The organism is Streptomyces sp. NPDC001002, from assembly GCF_053599215.1.
Map to the genome: position 1 here is coordinate 85,330 of NZ_JBSFLV010000004.1, position 17,690 is coordinate 103,019.

Genomic DNA, 17,690 nt, shown 5'->3' on the forward strand with positions numbered 1-17,690 from the left:
GGTTGCTTCTTATTACCGACGGGTAGCATCATCGTAGCTACTTATTGGTACACGTTTATCCATCTGAACCAGCGCGAGGATCCAGTGCCTCGCCGATCTCTCTACGGAGCCGGGAGCCGTCACCATGGGGCACTACAAGTCGAATCTCCGCGACATCGAGTTCAACCTCTTCGAAGTACTCGGCCGCGACAAGCTGTACGGCACCGGGCCCTTCGAGGAGATGGACGCCGAGACCGCGAAGAGCATCCTCGACGAGCTCACCCGCCTCGCCGAGAACGAGCTGGCGGAGTCCTTCGCGGACGCCGACCGCAACCCCCCGGTCTACGACCCGGAGACGCACACCGCGCCGGTCCCGGCGTCCTTCAAGAAGAGCTACAAGGCCTTCATGGACGCGGAGTACTGGCGCCTGGGCCTGCCCGAGGAGATCGGCGGCACGACCGCGCCGCCGTCCCTGATCTGGGCGTACGCGGAGCTGGTGCTCGGCGCGAACCCGGCCGTGTGGATGTACTCCTCCGGCCCGGCGTTCGCCCGCATCCTCTTCGAGGAGGGCACCGAGGAGCAGAAGAAGCTCGCGAAGATCGCCGTGGAGAAGACCTGGGGCTCCACCATGGTCCTCACCGAGCCCGACGCGGGCTCGGACGTCGGCGCCGGCCGCACCAAGGCGGTCCAGCAGGAGGACGGCTCCTGGCACATCGAGGGCGTCAAGCGCTTCATCACCTCCGGTGAGCACGACATGGAGGAGAACATCCTCCACTACGTGCTGGCGCGCCCCGAGGGTGCCGGGCCCGGCACCAAGGGCCTGTCCCTCTTCCTCGTACCGAAGTACCTCTTCGACTTCGAGACCGGCGAGCTGGGCGAGCGCAACGGCGTCTACGCCACCAACGTCGAGCACAAGATGGGCCTGAAGGCCTCCAACACCTGCGAGATGACCTTCGGCGACCAGCACCCCGCCAAGGGCTGGCTGATCGGCGACCGGCACGACGGCATCCGCCAGATGTTCCGGATCATCGAGTTCGCGCGGATGATGGTCGGCACGAAGGCGATCTCCACGCTGTCGACGGGCTACCTGAACGCGCTGGAGTACGCCAAGGAGCGCGTCCAGGGCTCCGACCTCGCCGCCTTCGGCGACAAGTCCGCGCCCAAGGTCACCATCACGCACCACCCCGACGTCCGCCGCTCGCTGATCACGCAGAAGGCGTACGCCGAGGGCATGCGCGCCCTCGTCCTCTACACCGCCTCGATCCAGGACGCGATCCAGGTCAAGGAGACGAACGGCGAGGACGCGAAGACCGAGCACGCGCTCAACGACCTGCTCCTGCCGATCGTGAAGGGCTACGGCTCCGAGAAGGGCTACGAGCAGCTCGCGCAGTCGCTGCAGACCTTCGGCGGCTCCGGGTTCCTCCAGGAGTACCCGATCGAGCAGTACATCCGCGACGCCAAGATCGACACCCTGTACGAGGGCACGACGGCGATCCAGGGCCAGGACTTCTTCTTCCGGAAGATCGTCCGCAACCAGGGCGCGGCCCTCAACTCGCTGGCCGAGGACATCAAGAAGTTCCTCGCGCTCGGCACCGGCGGCGAGGACCTGGCCGGCGCCCGCGAGCACCTCGCCAAGGCGGCCGTCGAGCTGGAGGCGATCGTCGGCCTGATGCTGACCGACCTCGCGGCCACCGAGCAGGACGTCAAGAACATCTACAAGGTCGGCCTGAACACCACCCGCCTGCTGCTCGCCTCCGGCGACGTGATCGTCGGCTACCTGCTCCTCAAGGGCGCAGCCGTCGCCGCCGAGAAGCTGGAGACGGCCCCCGCCAAGGACAAGGCCTTCTACACCGGCAAGATCGCGGCGGCGAAGTTCTTCGCGGCCAACGTCCTGCCGGGCGTCACCGGCGCCCGCAAGCTCGCCGAGAACGTCGACCTGGACGTCATGGAGCTCGACGAAGCGGCGTTCTAGTTCCAGGAGCGCGGCCGGACCGCGCTCCCGTTCCGATGAGAGACCGGTCACCCGGTCCAGGTCGTGGTTCCAGCGGCCCGGGATCTGGGTAGCCAGAACTCCACATCGCCTCCCGAGGGCCCGCTCCCCAGCACGCGGAGTGGGCCTTCGTACGTCGTTAAGGTGAACCCCATGAGCGAACCCCCCCGCTTCGACCGCGGCCACACCGACGACCTCATGTCCTTCCTGACGGCCAGCCCGTCGCCGTACCACGCGGTGGCCGGCTCCGCCGAGCGGCTGGAGAAGGCAGGGTTCAGGCAGGTCGTGGAGACGGACGCCTGGGACGGGACGACCGGCGGGAAGTACGTGCTGCGCGGCGGCGCGATCGTGGCCTGGTACGTCCCCGAGGGCGCGGCGCCCCACACGCCGTTCCGCATCGTCGGCGCGCACACCGATTCCCCGAACCTGCGGGTCAAGCCGCTGCCGGACACCGGTGCGCACGGCTGGCGCCAGGTCGCCGTGGAGATCTACGGCGGGCCGCTGCTGAACTCCTGGCTCGACCGTGACCTGGGCCTGGCCGGCCGGGTGACCCTGCGGGACGGCTCGACCCGCCTGGTCAACGTGGACCGGCCGCTGCTGCGGGTGCCCCAACTCGCCATCCACCTGGACCGATCGGTGTCGGCGGAGGGGCTCAAGCTCGACAAGCAGCGGCATCTGCAGCCGGTCTGGGGCCTGGGCAACGACGTGCGCGACGGCGACCTGATCGCCTTCGTCGAGGAGACGGCCGGGCTCGCGCCGGGCGAGGTCACCGGCTGGGACCTGATGGTGCACTCCGTGGAGCCGCCGGCCTACCTGGGCCGTGACAAGGACCTGGTCGCGGGCCCGCGCATGGACAATCTGCTCTCCGTGCACGCGGGCGTCGCCGCGCTCGCCGCGGTCTCCGTCGGGAACCTGCCCTCCATCCCCGTACTCGCCGCCTTCGATCACGAAGAGAACGGCTCGCAGTCGGACACCGGCGCCGATGGGCCGCTGCTCGGCAGTGTGCTGGAGCGTTCGGTGTTCGCCCGCGGGGGCTCCTACGAGGACCGCGCGAGAGCCTTCGCCGGCACCGTCTGTCTCTCCTCCGACACCGGTCACGCGGTGCACCCCAACTACGCCGAGCGGCACGACCCGACGCACCACCCGCGGGTCAACGGCGGGCCGATCCTCAAGGTCAACGTCAACAACCGCTACGCCACGGACGGTTCGGGCCGCGCGGTGTTCGCCGCCGCCTGCGAGAAGGCGGGCGTCCCCTTCCAGTCCTTCGTGTCCAACAACTCCATGCCCTGCGGCACGACGATCGGCCCGATCACCGCGGCCCGGCACGGCATCAAGACCGTGGACATCGGCGCGGCGATCCTCTCGATGCACAGCGCCCGCGAACTGTGCGGCGCGGACGACCCGCATCTGCTGGCGAACGCGCTGGTGGCGTTCCTGGACGGGTAGTCGCGGGGCGGCCGCGGGGGCCGGTCGGCCGGGTTGTCAACGGCGCGGTGGCGCATGGGTGTTGTACGCCGGGGTACCCGGAGGTCCGGACCGGAAGGACCGGGCCGGACAGGAGGCGACACTCATGGGCCTCGGTGGATGCATCATCCTGATCGCTTCGGGAGCCATCCTCACCTTCGCGACCGACTGGCACATGAAGGGGGTCAACCTCGACCTGGTCGGCGTCATCCTCATGGCCGTCGGACTCATCGGCGTCAGCACCTTCAGCAGCATCGCGCGGCGCAGGCGGGTGGTCGTACCGCCGACCACGTCGGTGATCGACGAGGACCCGAACCGCCGCCGCGACGGCTACGGCGGCGGATACGGCGTCTAGCGGATACGACGTGTAACGGGCAATCGCGAACAACTGCGAGCGAAGTCAGCCTGTTCAGTTGTGTGAATAGCGTGAAGAATTTCGGGCCCGGCAGGGCTCTTTCAGGGCGTCGAAGGCTCCTTCGGAGCACTCACGCGTCCCGCTCGTCCATCCCCGCCAGGACCAGCGGCAGCCGGTCCGCCCCGCCCTCGGTGAGGCGGACCGGAACGCCCCAGTCCTGCTGGTGGACATGGCAGGCCGGGTACTCGACGGCTGGGTCGTCGTCGCACGAGGCCGCCATCGCGGAGACGTGCAACACGCCTTCCTCGATCGCGGGGTTGAGCTCCAGCTCCCGTACGAGATCCGTGTCCGCTCCCTCGCCCGCGAGCAGCAGCTCGGGCGGGGTGGCGGAGACCAGGAGCCGGGTCGAGGGGCCGTACCGGGTGTCGAGCTTCTGACTGGCGGGCGCCTGGAAGATCACGTCCAACCGGACCTTCCCCGCGGCCACTTCGGTCGCGGCGCGCTGCGTCCGATGGGCGACCGCGGCCACCCGTACCGCCTCCTCCGGCAGCCGCAGCCGGGTCAGCCGGTGGCGGGCCGACTCGACGACCACGATGTCGTCGCCGACGAGCACGGCGTCGCTCGGCTCCCGCAGATCCGTGGCCAGGGTGGTGACTTCACCCGTCGCCGGATCGAAGCGGCGCAGCGCGTGGTTGTACGTGTCGCTGATCGCGACCGAGCCGTCGGGCAGCGCGGTGACGCCCAACGGGTGCTGGAGCAACGCCTGTTCGGCGGCGCCGTCACGGTGGCCGAAGTCGAACAACCCCGTACCCACCGCCGTGTGCACGCTGCCGTCCAGATCGACCCAGCGCAGGGCGGACGTCTCGGAGTCGGCGACCCACAGCCGCTCGGGGGTGGCGGCGAGCCCCGACGGCTGCGCGAACCAGGCCTCGGCGGCGGCCCCGTCGACGAGCCCTTCATTGGTGGTACCGGCGGCGACGGCAACGGTCCGCTCGTCCGGGTCGTAGACCCACAGCTGATGCACCCCGGCCATGGCGATCCACACCTTGCCGTCCCACAGGGCGACATCCCACGGCGAGGACAGGTCGACCTCGCGGGCCGGACCGGAGGTGGGCGCCCCCTGCCACCACTGCCGTCCGGTGCCGGCGAGGGTGGTGACCTCGCCGGTCGTGAGGTCGAGGCGGCGCAGGGCGTGGTTCACGGTGTCGGCGACGACCACGGACCCGTCGTCGAGCAGCGCGAGTCCCTGCGGCTCGCTGAAGGCGGCGGTGTCCGGACCGCCGTCCGCGAACCCGCGCGCGCCCGTACCGATCCGCCGCAGGACGCTCTCCCCGTCCTCGGCGAGCTCGACGAGCTGGTGCCGGGTGGTGTCGCTGACCAGGAAGGTCCCGCCGGGCAGGACGAGCGCCTTGCCCGGGAAGCGCAGCACCGTCGGCTCCGGCTCCGGCGCCACGTACGGGCCGTCGCCGCGCCGCAGCGTGCCCTTCGCCTCGTGCTCGGCCTCCAGCTCCGTCACCAGCCGCTCGATGGCGTGCACATGGCCCTCGCCGGCGTGCTGCGCGACGACGTACCCCTCGGGGTCGATCACGACCAGCGTCGGCCACGCGCGCACGGCGTACTGCTTCCAGGTCGCCAGCTCCGGGTCGTCGAGGACCGGGTGCGCCACCCCGTACCGCTCGACGGCGTCGACCACCGCCGCGTGCTCCGCCTCATGGACGAACTTCGGCGAGTGCACCCCGATCACCACGACGGTGTCCGCGTGCTTCTCCTCCAGCTCCCGCAGCTCGTCGAGGACATGCAGACAGTTCACACAGCAGAACGTCCAGAAGTCCAGGACGACGATGCGTCCGCGCAGGTCGGCGAGGGTGTACCGCTTGTCGCCCGTGTTCAGCCAGCCGCCCTTGCCGACCAGCTCGGGAGCGCGGACGCGGACGCGTCGGGGAGTGGAGTCGCTCATGCGTCAAGAGTGCCACCCGCCACTGACAGTCACCCCGGCGGAGTCAGTCCGTCGGCCTACCGGCGGCGTTGCGGGCCGGGGTCCGGGGAAGCCGTGACGGTATGAGATTCCTCGTGCGCGACCGGCTCCTCGGCTTCGGTGACGACTACTGGATCGAGGACGAACACGGAAACAAGGTGTTCCTCGTCGACGGCAAGGCCATGCGACTGCGGGACACCTTCGAGCTGAAGGACTCGCGGGGGCGCGTCCTGATCGACATCCACAAGAAGATGCTCGCCCTGCGCGACACGATGGTGATCGAACGGGACGGCGAACCGCTCGCCCGCATCAAGCGAAAACGCCTCTCGCTCCTGCGCAACCACTACCGCGTGGCCCTCGTCGACGGCACGGAACTCGACGTCAGCGGCAAGATCCTCGACCGCGAGTTCGCCGTCGAGTACGACAACGAGCTCCTGGCCGTGATCTCCCGCCGCTGGATGCACCTCCGCGAGACGTACGGCGTCGACGTCGTCCGCGACGACGCGGATCCGGCGCTGCTGATCGCGGTGGCGGTGTGCGTGATCCACCTGGCGGAGAAGGAACGGGAGGACTGAGCGGGAGGACTAGACGGGGTACCGGGGAGCGGACTGCACCGGAGGGGGGCAGTCGTCCGTGGGGGACGGGGACGGTGCGGGCTCCGTCGGTTCCTCGACGGGCTTCGTGGGCTCGGGTGACGTGGGCTCGGGATAGGTGGGCTCGGGTGACGTGGGTTCAGGAGCCGAGGGTTCGGGAGTCGAGGGCTCCGGTGACGTCGGCTCGGGCGCCGGCGTGCCCGGGCCGCCCGAAGGCGCCGAGGTGGGCGTGGGTATCGGCGTCGGCGTCGGCGGCACGGGCGGGAGCGGAGGCGGTATCGGCACCGGCGTGGCAGCTCCCGGCCCGGTATCGCCGACGTCGTACGAGACCGGGACCGGGACGTCGGACGGTGTCGAACCGGGTCTCGGCGCCTGAGTTCCTTCCGTGGTGCCGGGCGTGGCCGTCCCGTCGCCCGTTTCCGGCTGCCCAACCGGCGCCTGAGCGACGGGCGTCTCCCGCACCGACCCCTTGTCCACGGTGACCGGACCGGAGTCGACCGACCCGAGCGCGATGCAGATCGCCACGGCACCGGCCACGGCGGCACCAGCGGCCACGGCCACGGGTGCCTTGGCGCCCCCGGCCACGGCGGACTTCACTCCGTGCAGCAACCCACCGCCGTGCCCGCCACCCGCAAGCCCGGCCGCGCCGCCGTGCCCGCCCGCAACCCCCGCCGCACTGCCATGACCACCGGCGAGTCCCGCCGCAGCGCCATGCCCGCCGGCCGAACCGGCTGCTCCTGCGGATGCCCCGCCGGACCCGCCCGCCGAAGCTCCGGCCCCGGCGCCGCTACCCGCACTCGCGCCACTACTCGCACCCGCACCGGAAGCCGCGCTTCCGCTCGCCCCGGCGCCTCCACCGGCGCCCGAGGCACCGGCGCCCGAAGCACCGCCCACCGCAGCCCCCGTCGAACCCACAACACCCGCCGCCCCCGAAAGCAGCCACTTCCCCGCCCCGCCCACCGCGAACACCAGCAGTGCAGGTCCGATCAGTGCGGGCAGTTTGCTGTTGGTCTGCATCAGGAGGGCGAGCCGTTCGCGGCAGTCGTCGCACGCGTCCACGTGTCCGAGCAGCCGCTCGGACTGACGGGCCGTCGCGTTGCCGCGAACGTACGCGGGCATGCGCGCCCAGTGCACCTGGCACGCGGGATCGTCGGGAGCGCCGGTCTGGGTGCGCAGGAACGCCTGCCGCATGCCTTCACGCGCGCGATGGAGCAGGACCGCCGTCGCCCCCTCGCGCGTGCCGAGCTGCGGCCCGATCGCGGCGAGGGGCTGCCCCTCCGCCTCGGCCAACCACAGTGCCTTGACCCAGCGTTCGGGGAGTTCGCCCAGCACGCGCGTGAGGAGGTCGACGGAGGACACCCGCTCCGCGGGGTCGTGCCCGTGCGCGCCGGCCTCGGCCCGCTCGTCGGTCTGCGGATCCTGCGGTGTCTCGCGTACGGCGCCGCCGGCCGCGGTCGCCAGCCGCCGCACCGTCGTCATCAGGTACGCCGGCACGTTGTCGATCTCGTGCCCGGCGGACAGCCGCCGCCAGACCCGGAAGTGGGCCTCGGCGACGATGTCGTCGGCGGTCCAGGAGTTCCTGGTGAGCGAGCGCGCGTAGGCGACGAGACGCGGCTGCTGCTCCGCGTAGACGCGGGCGTACTCGGCGGTGGAACCGTCGTTCATGGCAGGAACTCCAGTTGCCTGCTGGGGGATGGCCCCGATGGGTTTGTCACCCTAGATGACAAAGGTTTCAATTAAAGTTGCGGCCGAAATGAAAGGTGACGCAGGTCACAGCCGTCACTCGCGAAACCGCGTAATCAGATGCCCCTCCCGACGGTCGAGAAGACATCGGCACCAGCCATCGGCGTCACCGCACCAACTCGCCGACTTCCCGCCCGCCTTGGAGACCATCCGTGTACGTCAGCCTCGACCAGCCCACCGGCGCCCGACTGATCACCCGCGATCAGGAGCTGGCCGTCCCCGTCACCCTGCGCTACGGCTCCGACGACCCGCTCGCCGTGCACTTCGCGTTCCCGGCCTGGATAGCGCTGGACGGCGAGCCGGTGACGTGGACCTTCGCCCGCGCGCTGCTGGAGGAGGGTCTTGGCGCGGCCACCGGCCTTGGCAGCGTGCACATTTGGCCGTGCGGGCCGACGGACACGATCGTGGAACTGCACACGCCGGACGGGGTGGCCATGCTGCGGTTCAGGACGGCCGATCTGAACCGGTTCCTGCTGCGGTCGTACACGGTGACGGAGCCGGGTGAGGAGGCGGTGGGTCCTGCGCTGGAGCACGGGCTCGCCGCGCTGCTTGACGGGGTGTGAGGTGCCCTCAACTCCGGGCGCCCTCAACTCCGAGGCGCGGTCAACTCCGAGGCTCGGTCAGCGTCGAGGCGGGTCCAGCCCCAGCAACCGGTCCTTCAGCGCCGGGAACTGCTCCCGCGTCACCCCCACCTTCGCCGGGTCGAACTCCACGGTGAGGACCTCCTCGCCGGCGCCGGCCTCCGCCAGGACCTCGCCCCAGGGATCGACCACGATCGAGTGACCCGCCTGCGGAACTCCGGCGTGTGTCCCGGCCGTTCCGCATGCAAGGACGAACGCCTGGTTCTCCACCGCCCGCGCCTGAGCCAGCAGCGTCCAGTGGGAGCGGCGTCGCTCGGGCCAGCCCGCCGGGATCACCAGGGTCTCGGCGCCCGCGTCGACGAGCCCGCGGAAGAGTTCGGGGAAACGGAGGTCGTAACAGGTCGCGAGACCGAGCACCGTGTCCGGCAGACGGACCGTCACCAGATCGCGCCCCGCGCCCATCAGCACGGCCTCGCCCTTGTCGAAGCCGAAGCGGTGGATCTTGCGGTAGGCAGCCGCCAGTTCACCGGAGGGGGAGAAGACGAGCGAGGTGTTGTAGAGCGTGCCCGCACCGGATACCGAGTCACCGTCAGCCGCCAAGTCGCCCTCGGACGCCGCCCGTTCCGGGATCGAGCCCGCGTGCAGCCACACGCCCGCGTCGCTCGCCGCCTTGGCCATCGCCTCGTAGGTGGGGCCGTGCAGCGGTTCGGCCTCAGTGCCGAACTCCTCGTAGGCGAACGCCCCGGTGGTCCACAGCTCCGGCAGGACGACGAGATCGGCGCCCGCCTGGTCCCGTACCAGAGAAGCCACTCGCTGCCGACGTGATTCGACCGATTCGCCCTGGTCTACGGCGAGTTGGAGCAGAGAGGCGCGCACACTACCACCGTCCTGGCATTCGAGCCGTCCACACAGGCCTACGATCGTCACACGAAAGCACTGCCGGGGTGCCTCACAGCAGCGTAACTTAGCGTTCCAAGACACCCGCCCAGCGCAGCCACCTCCCACTGGCAACGACGCCAACCAGCCCGTGTACCGACCGCCGAGGGGTCCCGTTTCCGTGAGTCTGCATCCCACTCTCCAGCCCTACGCCGACGCCTGGACCCACTCCGTCGAAGCGATATCCGAGCTGGTCCAGCCGCTTGTGGAGGGCGAGTGGAACCGCCGGACTCCGTGCCCGGCGTGGTCGGTGCGGGACGTGGTCTCCCATGTCATCGGGCTGGACTGCGAGATGCTCGGCGACCCGCGGCCCATCCACACCCTGCCGCGCGACCTGTACCACGTCGGCAACGACCACCAGCGCTACATGGAGATGCAGGTCGACGTCCGCCGCCACCACACGGCACCGGAGATGACCTCCGAGCTGGAGTACGTGATCATCCGCCGCAACCGGCAGCTGCGCAACGAGTCGCGCGACCCGGGTGCCAAGGTGCGCGCCCCCCTCGGTACCGAGCTGACCCTCGAAGAGTCCATGCGCTCCCACGCGTTCAACGTCTGGGTGCACGAGCAGGATCTGCGCGCCGCCCTCGGCCGGCCCGGCAACCTCGACTCCCCCGGCGCGCAGGTCGCCCGGGACGTGCTGCTCGACGCGCTGCCCGCGATCGTGGCCGAGAAGGCGGACGCGCCGCGCAGTTCGGCGATCGTCTTCGACGTGCACGGTCCGATCGAGTTCCTGCGCACCATCCGCGTCGACATCCAGGGCCGCGGCACCCTGGAGACGGCCCCCGCGCTCGGCCCCGCCGCGACCTTCACCCTCGACTGGGAGACGTACGTGCGGCTGGCCTGCGGCCGGGTGTCGCTGGACGCGGCGGCGGACCGGGTGAAGGCGGAGGGCGATCCGGAGCTGACGGGGGCGATCCTGCGGAACTTCACGGTGACGCAGTAGCCGCCCACCGCATGACGCGGGCCGGGCGGACGGGCCTGCGCACGGCCTCCACCCGGCCGGCACACCCCGGCACCCGCATCGCCTCCACCCGGCTCACGCCGGTACGTGCACCGTCTCCACCCGGCTGGCCACCAGCCGCTCCCGCTCCAGGCGGGCCGCCCGCTTGCGCAGGCGCAGGATCTGGCTGATGCCGAGGGCCTGCAGGACGAAGACCACCGAGAAGGCGATGCTGTAGTCGTCGTCCGTCGCGTCCAGCAGCACGCCGATCGCGAACAGGGTCGTCATCGAGGCGACGAAACCGCCCATGTTGGTGATCCCGGAGGCCGTGCCCTGACGTTCGGGCGGGTTGGCCGGGCGGGCGAAGTCGAAGCCGAGCATCGAGGCGGGGCCGCACGCGCCGAGCACCGTGCACAGCACGATCAGCAGCCACATCGGCGCGTGCTCGGACGGGTACGCCAGCGTCACCGCCCACACCGTCGCGGTCGCCGCCACCGTGCCGAGCGCCAGCGGCAGCCGTGCCGTGTGGTGCCGGGCGACGACCTGGCCGTAGACGAGGCCGAAGGCCATGTTGGACAGGACGACCAGGGTGAGGAGTTCACCGGCCGTGGCGCGGGTCAGACCCTGTGCCTGGACGAGGAACGGCATGCCCCACAGCAGCAGGAACACCATCGCCGGGAACTGGGTGGTGAAGTGCACCCACAGGCCCAGCCGGGTGCCGGGCTCGCGCCAGGACGCGGCGATCTGGCGGCGGACGTAGGCGGCGCCCTGGTGCGGGAAGGGCTCCGGTTCGTGGCCCTCGGGGTGGTCCTTGAGGAACAGCAGGAGCAGGACGAACACGACCGCGCCGGCGCCCGCGCTGCCCGCGAACGCGGCCGTCCAGCCCACACCGTGCAGCAGCCGGGCCAGCACCAGCGTGGAGACCAGGTTGCCCGCCATGCCGGCGAGCCCCGCGAGCTGTGCGACCAGCGGGCCGCGACGGGCCGGGAACCAGCGGGTGCCCAGGCGCAGCACGCTGATGAAGGTCATCGCGTCGCCGCAGCCGAGCAGGGCGCGGGAGGCGAGGGCGGTGCCGTACGAGGGGGAGAAGGCGAAGCCGAGCTGTCCCGCCGTGAACAGGACGGTGCCGATGGCCAGGACCTTCTTGGTGCCGAGCCGGTCGACCATGAGGCCGACGGGTATCTGCATGCCTGCGTAGACCAGCAGTTGGAGGATCGAGAAGGTCGACAGGGCCGAGGCGCCCACGTGGAAGCGGTCGGCCGCGTCGAGTCCCGCGACCCCCAGGGACGTACGGAAGATGACGGCGACGAAGTAGACGGAGACGCCGATGCCCCAGACGGCGACGGCACGCCGGCCCCCGGGGGGATCGCCGGGCAGGGACAGTGCGGAGCGCGAACTGCCGACGCTCATCGGACCTCGCCCCGGGCCAGGTGGGAGAACCAGTCGACGTGCTGGTGCACGATCCCGGCGGCGGCCTCGGCGTCGCCGGTGCGCAGCGCGTCGAGGATCGCCTCGTGCTCGGTGAGCGTCTTGGCGATGCGGTCGGGGTGCGAGTGCATGATGGCGACGCCCATCCGCAGTTGCCGGTCGCGGAGTTGGTCGTAGAGGCGGGAGAGGATCTCGTTGCCGCCGCTGCGGACGATCTCGGCGTGGAAGCAGCGGTCGGTGACGGCGGCGCCGGCGAGGTCTCCCGCGGCGGCCTGTTCCTTCTGCTTGGCGAGCAGCTCTTCGAGCCGGGCGATGAGGGTCGGTGACGCCGGTACGACCTTGCGGACCGCGTGCTGCTCGACCAGCATCCGGGTCTCCACCACGTCCGCGATCTCCTGCGAGGAGACGGGCAGGACGAGGGCGCCCTTCTTCGGGTAGAGCCGGATCAGGCCCTCGACCTCCAGCCGGAGCAGCGCCTCGCGCACGGGGGTCCGCGAGACCCCGACGGCTTCGGCGAGCTCGCCCTCGGTGAGCAGGGTGCCGCCTTCGTAGCGGCGCTCCAGGACGCCCTGTTTGACGTGGGCGTAGACGCGGTCGGCGGCGGGTGGCTGCTTGACGGTGGGGGACGGGGCGGGTGGTGCGGAAGCCATGGGGACATCTTAGATACAACACGTACGCATGAGGAGAGCGGGTCCATCATCCGGACGAGCCACCCACCCGGTATCCGCCCGTCCGGGTGCCCGCCTGTCCGGTAGCCGCCGCTTCTGTAATGACCGCGTCACGGAAGCAGGCCCGCCCCAGCTGTCGCACAACCATCCGTGCTACATACGTGTCAGACACGTGCGGCCCGATCTTCTCTCTCCCCTCAACTTGGCCGCACCGCAGGGGCATTCGACGTAATCGGGGTATCTCAGTTGATAACCGGCATCAAGGGCGTTCGTATCCGCCGAGCCGCAGCCGTCGCCATCACGTCCGGCGCGATGCTCGCGACCGCGGCCCTGACCGCGGCACCCGCGCAGGCCGTGACCACGCCCACGATCGTCGCCAAGGGCGGCTACGTGATGAACAACGCGAACGGTAAGGGGCTGTACAGCAAGGCGGCCAACACCAAGCGTTCCACCGGCTCCACCACCAAGATCATGACCGCGAAGGTCGTGCTCTCGCAGGCGAACCTGAACCTCGACGCCAAGGTCACGATCCAGAAGGCCTACAGCGACTACATCGTCTCCAAGGGCGCGTCCTCGGCGCACCTGATCGTCGGCGACAAGGTCACCGTCCGTCAGCTGCTCTACGGGCTGATGCTGCCGTCCGGCTGCGACGCGGCCTACGCGCTCGCGGACAAGTTCGGCACCGGCTCGACGCGCGCCAAGCGCGTGTCCAACTTCATCGGCAAGATGAACACCACGGCCAAGAACCTCGGCCTGACGAACACGCACTTCGACTCGTTCGACGGCATCGGCAACGGCGGCAACTACTCGACGCCGCGCGACCTGACCGTCCTCGCCAGCAACGCGATGAAGAGCTCCACCCTGCGCGCGGTCGTCAAGACCAAGAAGTACACGGCGAAGACCATCACCAAGACGGGCTCCACCCGCACGATGGCCGCCTGGACCAACACGAACACCCTGCTCAGCAGCTACAGCGGCACGATCGGCGTGAAGACCGGCTCCGGCACCGAGGCCAAGTACTGCCTCGTCTTCGCCGCCACCCGCAACGGCAAGACCGTCTACGGCACGGTCCTCGCCTCCACCAACGCCACCCAGCGCGCCACCGACGCCACGAAGCTCCTCAACTACGGCTTCGCAAAAATCGGCTGACCCACCACCAGCTGAAAAACCTTAAGAAAGGGGCCCGCCGCGATTGCGGCGGGCCCCTTCTGTTTCCGTGCCGGTGGCGTCGGTTCACGCCCGAGCGGCCGTCACGCCCAAGTGATCAACCTCTTCGGCTGTTCCAGGATCGCTGCCACGTCCGCGAGGACCTTGGAGCCCAGCTCACCGTCCACCAGGCGGTGGTCGAAGCTCAGGGCCAGGGTCGTGACCTGACGCGGCTTCACCTTGCCCTTGTGGACCCACGGTTGGAGCTTGATCGCGCCGACCGCGAGGATCGCGGACTCGCCGGGGTTGAGGATCGGCGTGCCGGTGTCGACGCCGAAGACGCCGACGTTGGTGATCGTGACCGTGCCGGCCTGCATCGCCGCCGGGGAGGTTTTGCCCTCCCTCGCCGTCGACACCAACTCGCCCAGGGACTGCGCCAGTTGCGGGAGCGTCTTGGCGTGGGCGTCCTTGATGTTCGGGACGATCAGGCCGCGCGGGGTCGCCGCCGCGATGCCCAGGTTGACGTAGTGCTTGAGCACGATCTCCTGGTTCGCCTCGTCCCAGGACGCGTTGATGTCCGGGTTGCGCTTGATGGCGACCAGCAGGGCCTTGGCGATCAGGAGGAGGGGGTTGACCCGTAGGCCCTCCATCTCCTTGTCCTGCTTCAGCTCCTCCACCAGCTTCATCGTCCGCGTCACGTCGATCGTCACGAACTCCGTGACATGCGGCGCGGTGAACGCGGAGCCCACCATCGCCGCCGCCGTCGCCTTGCGCACGCCCTTGACCGGGATACGGGTCTCACGCGCCGTGTCGTACGTCGGCACCGGTGCGGGGGCGGACACGGGAGTGGGCGCGGTCAGCGGGGCCGCCACCGGCGCCGGTGCCACCGCCGCGTGCACGTCCTCGCGTGTGATGATGCCGTCCGGGCCCGACGGGGTCACCGTGTTCAGGTCGACGCCAAGGTCCTTGGCCAGCTTGCGCACCGGCGGCTTGGCCAGCGGACGGCTCACCTCGACCGTGGCGGTCCCCGCGTGGCCGTTCAGCTCGGACTGGATCGCCTGAGCGGCCTCCGGGACCGCGGTCTCCGCAGCCGCGGTCTCCGAACCCTTCCGCGGGCGCCGCTTCGTCGAGGACGTCGAGACGCCGTACCCCACCAGCACCGGCGTCCTGGCCGCCGGCTTCTCCTCCTCCGTCGCAGCAGCGGGAGCCTCGACCGCAACCTCGGCCGGGGCCTCCGCGGGAGCCGCCCCGCCTCCCGACACGTCCACCGCGATGATCGACGTGCCCACGTCGACCGTCGTGCCCTCGGGGAAGCGCAGCTCGCGCACCACCCCGTCGTACGGGATCGGCAGTTCCACCGCGGCCTTGGCCGTCTCGACCTCGCAGACCACCTGCCCGTCGGTGACCGTGTCGCCGGGCTGGACGTACCACTTGAGGATCTCCGCCTCGGTGAGCCCCTCGCCCACGTCCGGCATCTTGAACTCGCGTACGGACGTGTCCGTCATCGTCGTCACGACCCTCTCCTCAGTACGCCAGGGCGCGGTCGACGGCGTCGAGCACCCGGTCCAGGCCTGGCAGGTACTCCTCCTCCAGGCGGGCCGGCGGGTACGGGGCGTGGTAGCCGCCGACCCTGAGGACCGGTGCCTCCAGGTGGTAGAAGCAGCGCTCCGTGATGCGCGCGGCGATCTCCGCGCCGGAGCCGAAGAACACCGGCGCCTCGTGCACCACGACCAGGCGGCGCGTGCGCTCCACCGACGCCTGGATCGCGTCGAAGTCCAGCGGGGAGATGGAGCGCAGGTCGAGGATCTCCAGGGACCTGCCCTCCTCGGCCGCCGCGTCGGCGACCTCCTGGCAGAGCTTCACCATCGGACCGTAGGCCGCCAGCGTGAGGTCCGTGCCCGGGCGCACGACCCGCGCCTTGTGCAGCGGGCCGGGGATCGCCTCGGGGTTGACCTCGCCCTTGTCCCAGTAGCGCCGCTTGGGCTCGAAGAAGATCACCGGGTCGTCGCTCTGGATGGCCTGCTGCATCATCCAGTACGCGTCCGACGCGTTCGACGGCGAGACCACCTTCAGGCCCGACACGTGCGCGAACAGCGACTCCGGGGACTCGGAGTGGTGCTCCACCGCGCCGATGCCGCCGCCGTAAGGGATGCGCACGACGACCGGCATCTTGACCTTGCCCAGCGAGCGCGCGTGCATCTTGGCGAGCTGGGTGACGATCTGGTCGTAGGCCGGGAAGACGAAGCCGTCGAACTGGATCTCCACCACCGGGCGGTAGCCGCGCAGCGCGAGGCCGATCGCTGTGCCGACGATGCCGGACTCGGCGAGCGGGGTGTCGATGACGCGGCTCTCGCCGAAGTCCTTCTGCAGACCGTCGGTCACCCGGAAGACACCGCCGAGCTTGCCGACGTCCTCGCCCATGATCAGGACCTTGGGGTCGGTCTCCAGGGCGCGGCGCAGCGATTCGTTGATCGCCTTGGCCAGCGCCATGTTCTTGGCCGTCACGGTTTCCGTCGCCATGTCACTTGCCCCCTTCCGCGTCCGCGAACGACGCCTGGTAGGCGGCGAACTGGGCCCGCTCCTCGTCGACGAGCGCGTGCCCGTCCGCGTACACGTTCTCGAAGATGGCGAAGTGGTCCGGGTCCGGCATGGCACGGACCGCCTCGCGCACTCGCTTTCCCAACGTCTCGCTCTCGGTCTCGAGTTCCGCGAAGAATCCCTCGTCCGCGTGGTTTGAGACCTCCAGGTACCGGCGAAGCCGCAGGATCGGGTCCTTCGCCTCCCAGGCCTCGCGCTCCTCGTCGGCCCGGTACTTCGTCGGGTCGTCGGAGGTGGTGTGCGCGCCCATCCGGTAGGTGTACGCCTCCACGAGCGTCGGCCCTTCGCCGCTGCGGGCCCGCTCCAGCGCCCACCGGGTGACCGCGAGACAGGCCAGCACGTCGTTGCCGTCGACCCGCACGCCCGGGAAGCCGAAGCCCTGGGCGCGCTGGTAGAGCGGCACCCGGGTCTGCTTCTCGGTCGGCTCGGAGATCGCCCACTGGTTGTTCTGGCAGAAGAACACCACCGGCGCGTTGTAGACCGCGGAGAAGGTGAACGACTCGGCGACATCGCCCTGGCTGGAGGCGCCGTCGCCGAAGTAGGCGATGACCGCGCTGTCGGCGCCGTCCTTGGTGACGCCCATCGCGTAGCCGGTGGCGTGCAGGGTCTGGGAGCCGATGACGATCGTGTAGAGGTGGAAATTGTTGCTGTTGGGGTCCCAGCCGCCGTTGTTCACGCCGCGGAACATGCCCAGCAGGTTGGTCGGGTCGACCCCGCGGCACCAGGCGACACCGTGCTCGCGGTAGGTCGGGAAGACGTAGTCGTCGTCGCGCAGCGCCCGGCCCGAGCCGATCTGGGCGGCCTCCTGGCCCAGCAGCGAGGCCCACAGGCCCAGCTCGCCCTGGCGTTGCAGCGCGGTGGCCTCGGCGTCGAAGCGGCGCGTGAGCACCATGTCGCGGTACAGGCCGCGCAGGTCCTCGGGGGTGACGCCGGTGACGTACTTGTCGTACTCGGGGTTCTCGACGCGCTCGCCCTCGGGCGTCAGCAGCTGGACGAGTTCCGGCTCGGCGTTCGGCGCGTTCTTTGCGGTCGTTCGCTTGCCGGCCGTGCTCTTGGCTCCGGCGCTGCGTCGCGGTTTGCGCGCGGCAGTGCTCTCCACGGTCACGTGTGCTCCTCCGTCGGTCCGGCTACCCGGGTTCGCCGGGTGCCAGTGCGGCTCACCTGTGTCCCACGGACGCACGGGGTGGGTGCGGCCAGCTGCGACACAGGCGTGACAGGTGCCCCGGCGAGCGCCCTGCAGAAGGCACGTTACCCAGTGCTCCACATTTCTGTGAAACCCCTCCTGACCTGC

The 17,690-nt window shown here is 70.2% G+C and carries 15 protein-coding genes; 7 read left to right on the plus strand and 8 right to left on the minus strand.

Annotated features, from left to right (window positions below; translation table 11 throughout):
* The first annotated feature begins 124 nt into the window (after positions 1-124).
* From ACWDR3_RS03580 to ACWDR3_RS03590, 3 genes are all read left to right on the plus strand, one after another.
* A complete protein-coding gene (locus ACWDR3_RS03580) occupies positions 125-1,951 on the plus strand; it encodes an acyl-CoA dehydrogenase (protein WP_450350486.1) in 1,827 nt (608 codons plus the stop codon).
* Between the two features lie 171 nt (positions 1,952-2,122).
* A complete protein-coding gene (locus tag ACWDR3_RS03585; protein WP_450350487.1) occupies positions 2,123-3,415 on the plus strand; it encodes a M18 family aminopeptidase in 1,293 nt (430 codons plus the stop codon).
* Positions 3,416-3,539: 124 nt separating this feature from the next.
* Positions 3,540-3,788, plus strand: coding sequence for a DUF6458 family protein (locus ACWDR3_RS03590; protein WP_280875979.1), 249 nt, complete (start codon positions 3,540-3,542; stop codon positions 3,786-3,788).
* A gap of 130 nt (positions 3,789-3,918) precedes the next feature.
* Here the strand turns inward: ACWDR3_RS03590 and ACWDR3_RS03595 are convergent, their stop codons facing one another.
* Positions 3,919-5,745, minus strand: a complete 1,827-nt coding sequence (locus ACWDR3_RS03595) for an NHL domain-containing thioredoxin family protein (protein ID WP_450350488.1) — start codon at positions 5,743-5,745, stop codon at positions 3,919-3,921.
* Between the two features lie 101 nt (positions 5,746-5,846).
* Here ACWDR3_RS03595 and ACWDR3_RS03600 point away from each other — a divergent pair, with 101 nt between their 5' ends.
* The gene (locus ACWDR3_RS03600) at positions 5,847-6,338 is read left to right on the plus strand and encodes an LURP-one-related/scramblase family protein (RefSeq protein WP_450350490.1); all 492 of its coding nucleotides are present in this window, start codon (positions 5,847-5,849) and stop codon (positions 6,336-6,338) included.
* A gap of 9 nt (positions 6,339-6,347) precedes the next feature.
* Here the strand turns inward: ACWDR3_RS03600 and ACWDR3_RS03605 are convergent, their stop codons facing one another.
* The gene (locus ACWDR3_RS03605) at positions 6,348-8,021 is read right to left on the minus strand and encodes a sigma-70 family RNA polymerase sigma factor (protein WP_450350491.1); all 1,674 of its coding nucleotides are present in this window, start codon (positions 8,019-8,021) and stop codon (positions 6,348-6,350) included.
* A gap of 230 nt (positions 8,022-8,251) precedes the next feature.
* Here ACWDR3_RS03605 and ACWDR3_RS03610 point away from each other — a divergent pair, with 230 nt between their 5' ends.
* The gene (locus tag ACWDR3_RS03610; protein WP_450350492.1) at positions 8,252-8,662 is read left to right on the plus strand and encodes an SsgA family sporulation/cell division regulator; all 411 of its coding nucleotides are present in this window, start codon (positions 8,252-8,254) and stop codon (positions 8,660-8,662) included.
* A gap of 57 nt (positions 8,663-8,719) precedes the next feature.
* Here the strand turns inward: ACWDR3_RS03610 and ACWDR3_RS03615 are convergent, their stop codons facing one another.
* The gene (locus ACWDR3_RS03615) at positions 8,720-9,556 is read right to left on the minus strand and encodes a carbon-nitrogen family hydrolase (RefSeq protein WP_450350494.1); all 837 of its coding nucleotides are present in this window, start codon (positions 9,554-9,556) and stop codon (positions 8,720-8,722) included.
* A gap of 181 nt (positions 9,557-9,737) precedes the next feature.
* Between ACWDR3_RS03615 and ACWDR3_RS03620 the strand changes: the two genes are divergently transcribed.
* Positions 9,738-10,562, plus strand: a complete 825-nt coding sequence (locus tag ACWDR3_RS03620; RefSeq protein ID WP_450350495.1) for a maleylpyruvate isomerase family mycothiol-dependent enzyme — start codon at positions 9,738-9,740, stop codon at positions 10,560-10,562.
* Between the two features lie 93 nt (positions 10,563-10,655).
* On the opposite strand, the gene ACWDR3_RS03625 is transcribed toward ACWDR3_RS03620, so the two are convergent.
* Positions 10,656-11,969: an MFS transporter gene (locus ACWDR3_RS03625; RefSeq protein ID WP_450350497.1), complete on the minus strand. Its 1,314-nt coding sequence runs from the start codon at positions 11,967-11,969 to the stop codon at positions 10,656-10,658.
* A complete protein-coding gene (locus ACWDR3_RS03630; RefSeq protein ID WP_450350498.1) occupies positions 11,966-12,637 on the minus strand; it encodes a GntR family transcriptional regulator in 672 nt (223 codons plus the stop codon). The genes ACWDR3_RS03625 and ACWDR3_RS03630 overlap by 4 nt, the downstream gene beginning before the upstream one ends.
* Positions 12,638-12,901: 264 nt before the next feature.
* Here ACWDR3_RS03630 and ACWDR3_RS03635 point away from each other — a divergent pair, with 264 nt between their 5' ends.
* Positions 12,902-13,804 carry a D-alanyl-D-alanine carboxypeptidase family protein gene (locus ACWDR3_RS03635; RefSeq protein WP_450350499.1) on the plus strand — a complete coding sequence of 301 codons (903 nt, stop codon included), beginning with the start codon at positions 12,902-12,904 and terminating at the stop codon, positions 13,802-13,804.
* A gap of 101 nt (positions 13,805-13,905) precedes the next feature.
* Here the strand turns inward: ACWDR3_RS03635 and ACWDR3_RS03640 are convergent, their stop codons facing one another.
* The 3 genes from ACWDR3_RS03640 to pdhA are packed head-to-tail and all read right to left on the minus strand — an operon-like array spanning position 13,906 to position 17,504.
* Positions 13,906-15,315 carry a dihydrolipoamide acetyltransferase family protein gene (locus ACWDR3_RS03640; RefSeq protein WP_450350500.1) on the minus strand — a complete coding sequence of 470 codons (1,410 nt, stop codon included), beginning with the start codon at positions 15,313-15,315 and terminating at the stop codon, positions 13,906-13,908.
* Positions 15,316-15,325: 10 nt separating this feature from the next.
* Positions 15,326-16,321 (minus strand): alpha-ketoacid dehydrogenase subunit beta, encoded by a 996-nt coding sequence (locus ACWDR3_RS03645; protein ID WP_450350502.1) that lies wholly within the window; start codon positions 16,319-16,321, stop codon positions 15,326-15,328.
* 1 nt (position 16,322) lies between these two features.
* Positions 16,323-17,504 carry a pyruvate dehydrogenase (acetyl-transferring) E1 component subunit alpha gene (gene pdhA / locus ACWDR3_RS03650; RefSeq protein ID WP_450350503.1) on the minus strand — a complete coding sequence of 394 codons (1,182 nt, stop codon included), beginning with the start codon at positions 17,502-17,504 and terminating at the stop codon, positions 16,323-16,325.
* Positions 17,505-17,690: the final 186 nt, after the last annotated feature.

What these genes read in the sequence shown, in the direction of transcription:
- ACWDR3_RS03580 (WP_450350486.1), top strand. Translation starts at nt 125, where the DNA reads ATGGGGCACTACAAGTCGAATCTCCGCGACATCGAGTTCAACCTCTTC.
- ACWDR3_RS03585 (WP_450350487.1), top strand. Translation starts at nt 2,123, where the DNA reads ATGAGCGAACCCCCCCGCTTCGACCGCGGCCACACCGACGACCTCATG.
- ACWDR3_RS03590 (WP_280875979.1), top strand. Translation starts at nt 3,540, where the DNA reads ATGGGCCTCGGTGGATGCATCATCCTGATCGCTTCGGGAGCCATCCTC.
- ACWDR3_RS03595 (WP_450350488.1), bottom strand. Translation starts at nt 5,745, where the DNA reads ATGAGCGACTCCACTCCCCGACGCGTCCGCGTCCGCGCTCCCGAGCTG.
- ACWDR3_RS03600 (WP_450350490.1), top strand. Translation starts at nt 5,847, where the DNA reads ATGAGATTCCTCGTGCGCGACCGGCTCCTCGGCTTCGGTGACGACTAC.
- ACWDR3_RS03605 (WP_450350491.1), bottom strand. Translation starts at nt 8,021, where the DNA reads ATGAACGACGGTTCCACCGCCGAGTACGCCCGCGTCTACGCGGAGCAG.
- ACWDR3_RS03625 (WP_450350497.1), bottom strand. Translation starts at nt 11,969, where the DNA reads ATGAGCGTCGGCAGTTCGCGCTCCGCACTGTCCCTGCCCGGCGATCCC.
- ACWDR3_RS03630 (WP_450350498.1), bottom strand. Translation starts at nt 12,637, where the DNA reads ATGGCTTCCGCACCACCCGCCCCGTCCCCCACCGTCAAGCAGCCACCC.
- ACWDR3_RS03645 (WP_450350502.1), bottom strand. Translation starts at nt 16,321, where the DNA reads ATGGCGACGGAAACCGTGACGGCCAAGAACATGGCGCTGGCCAAGGCG.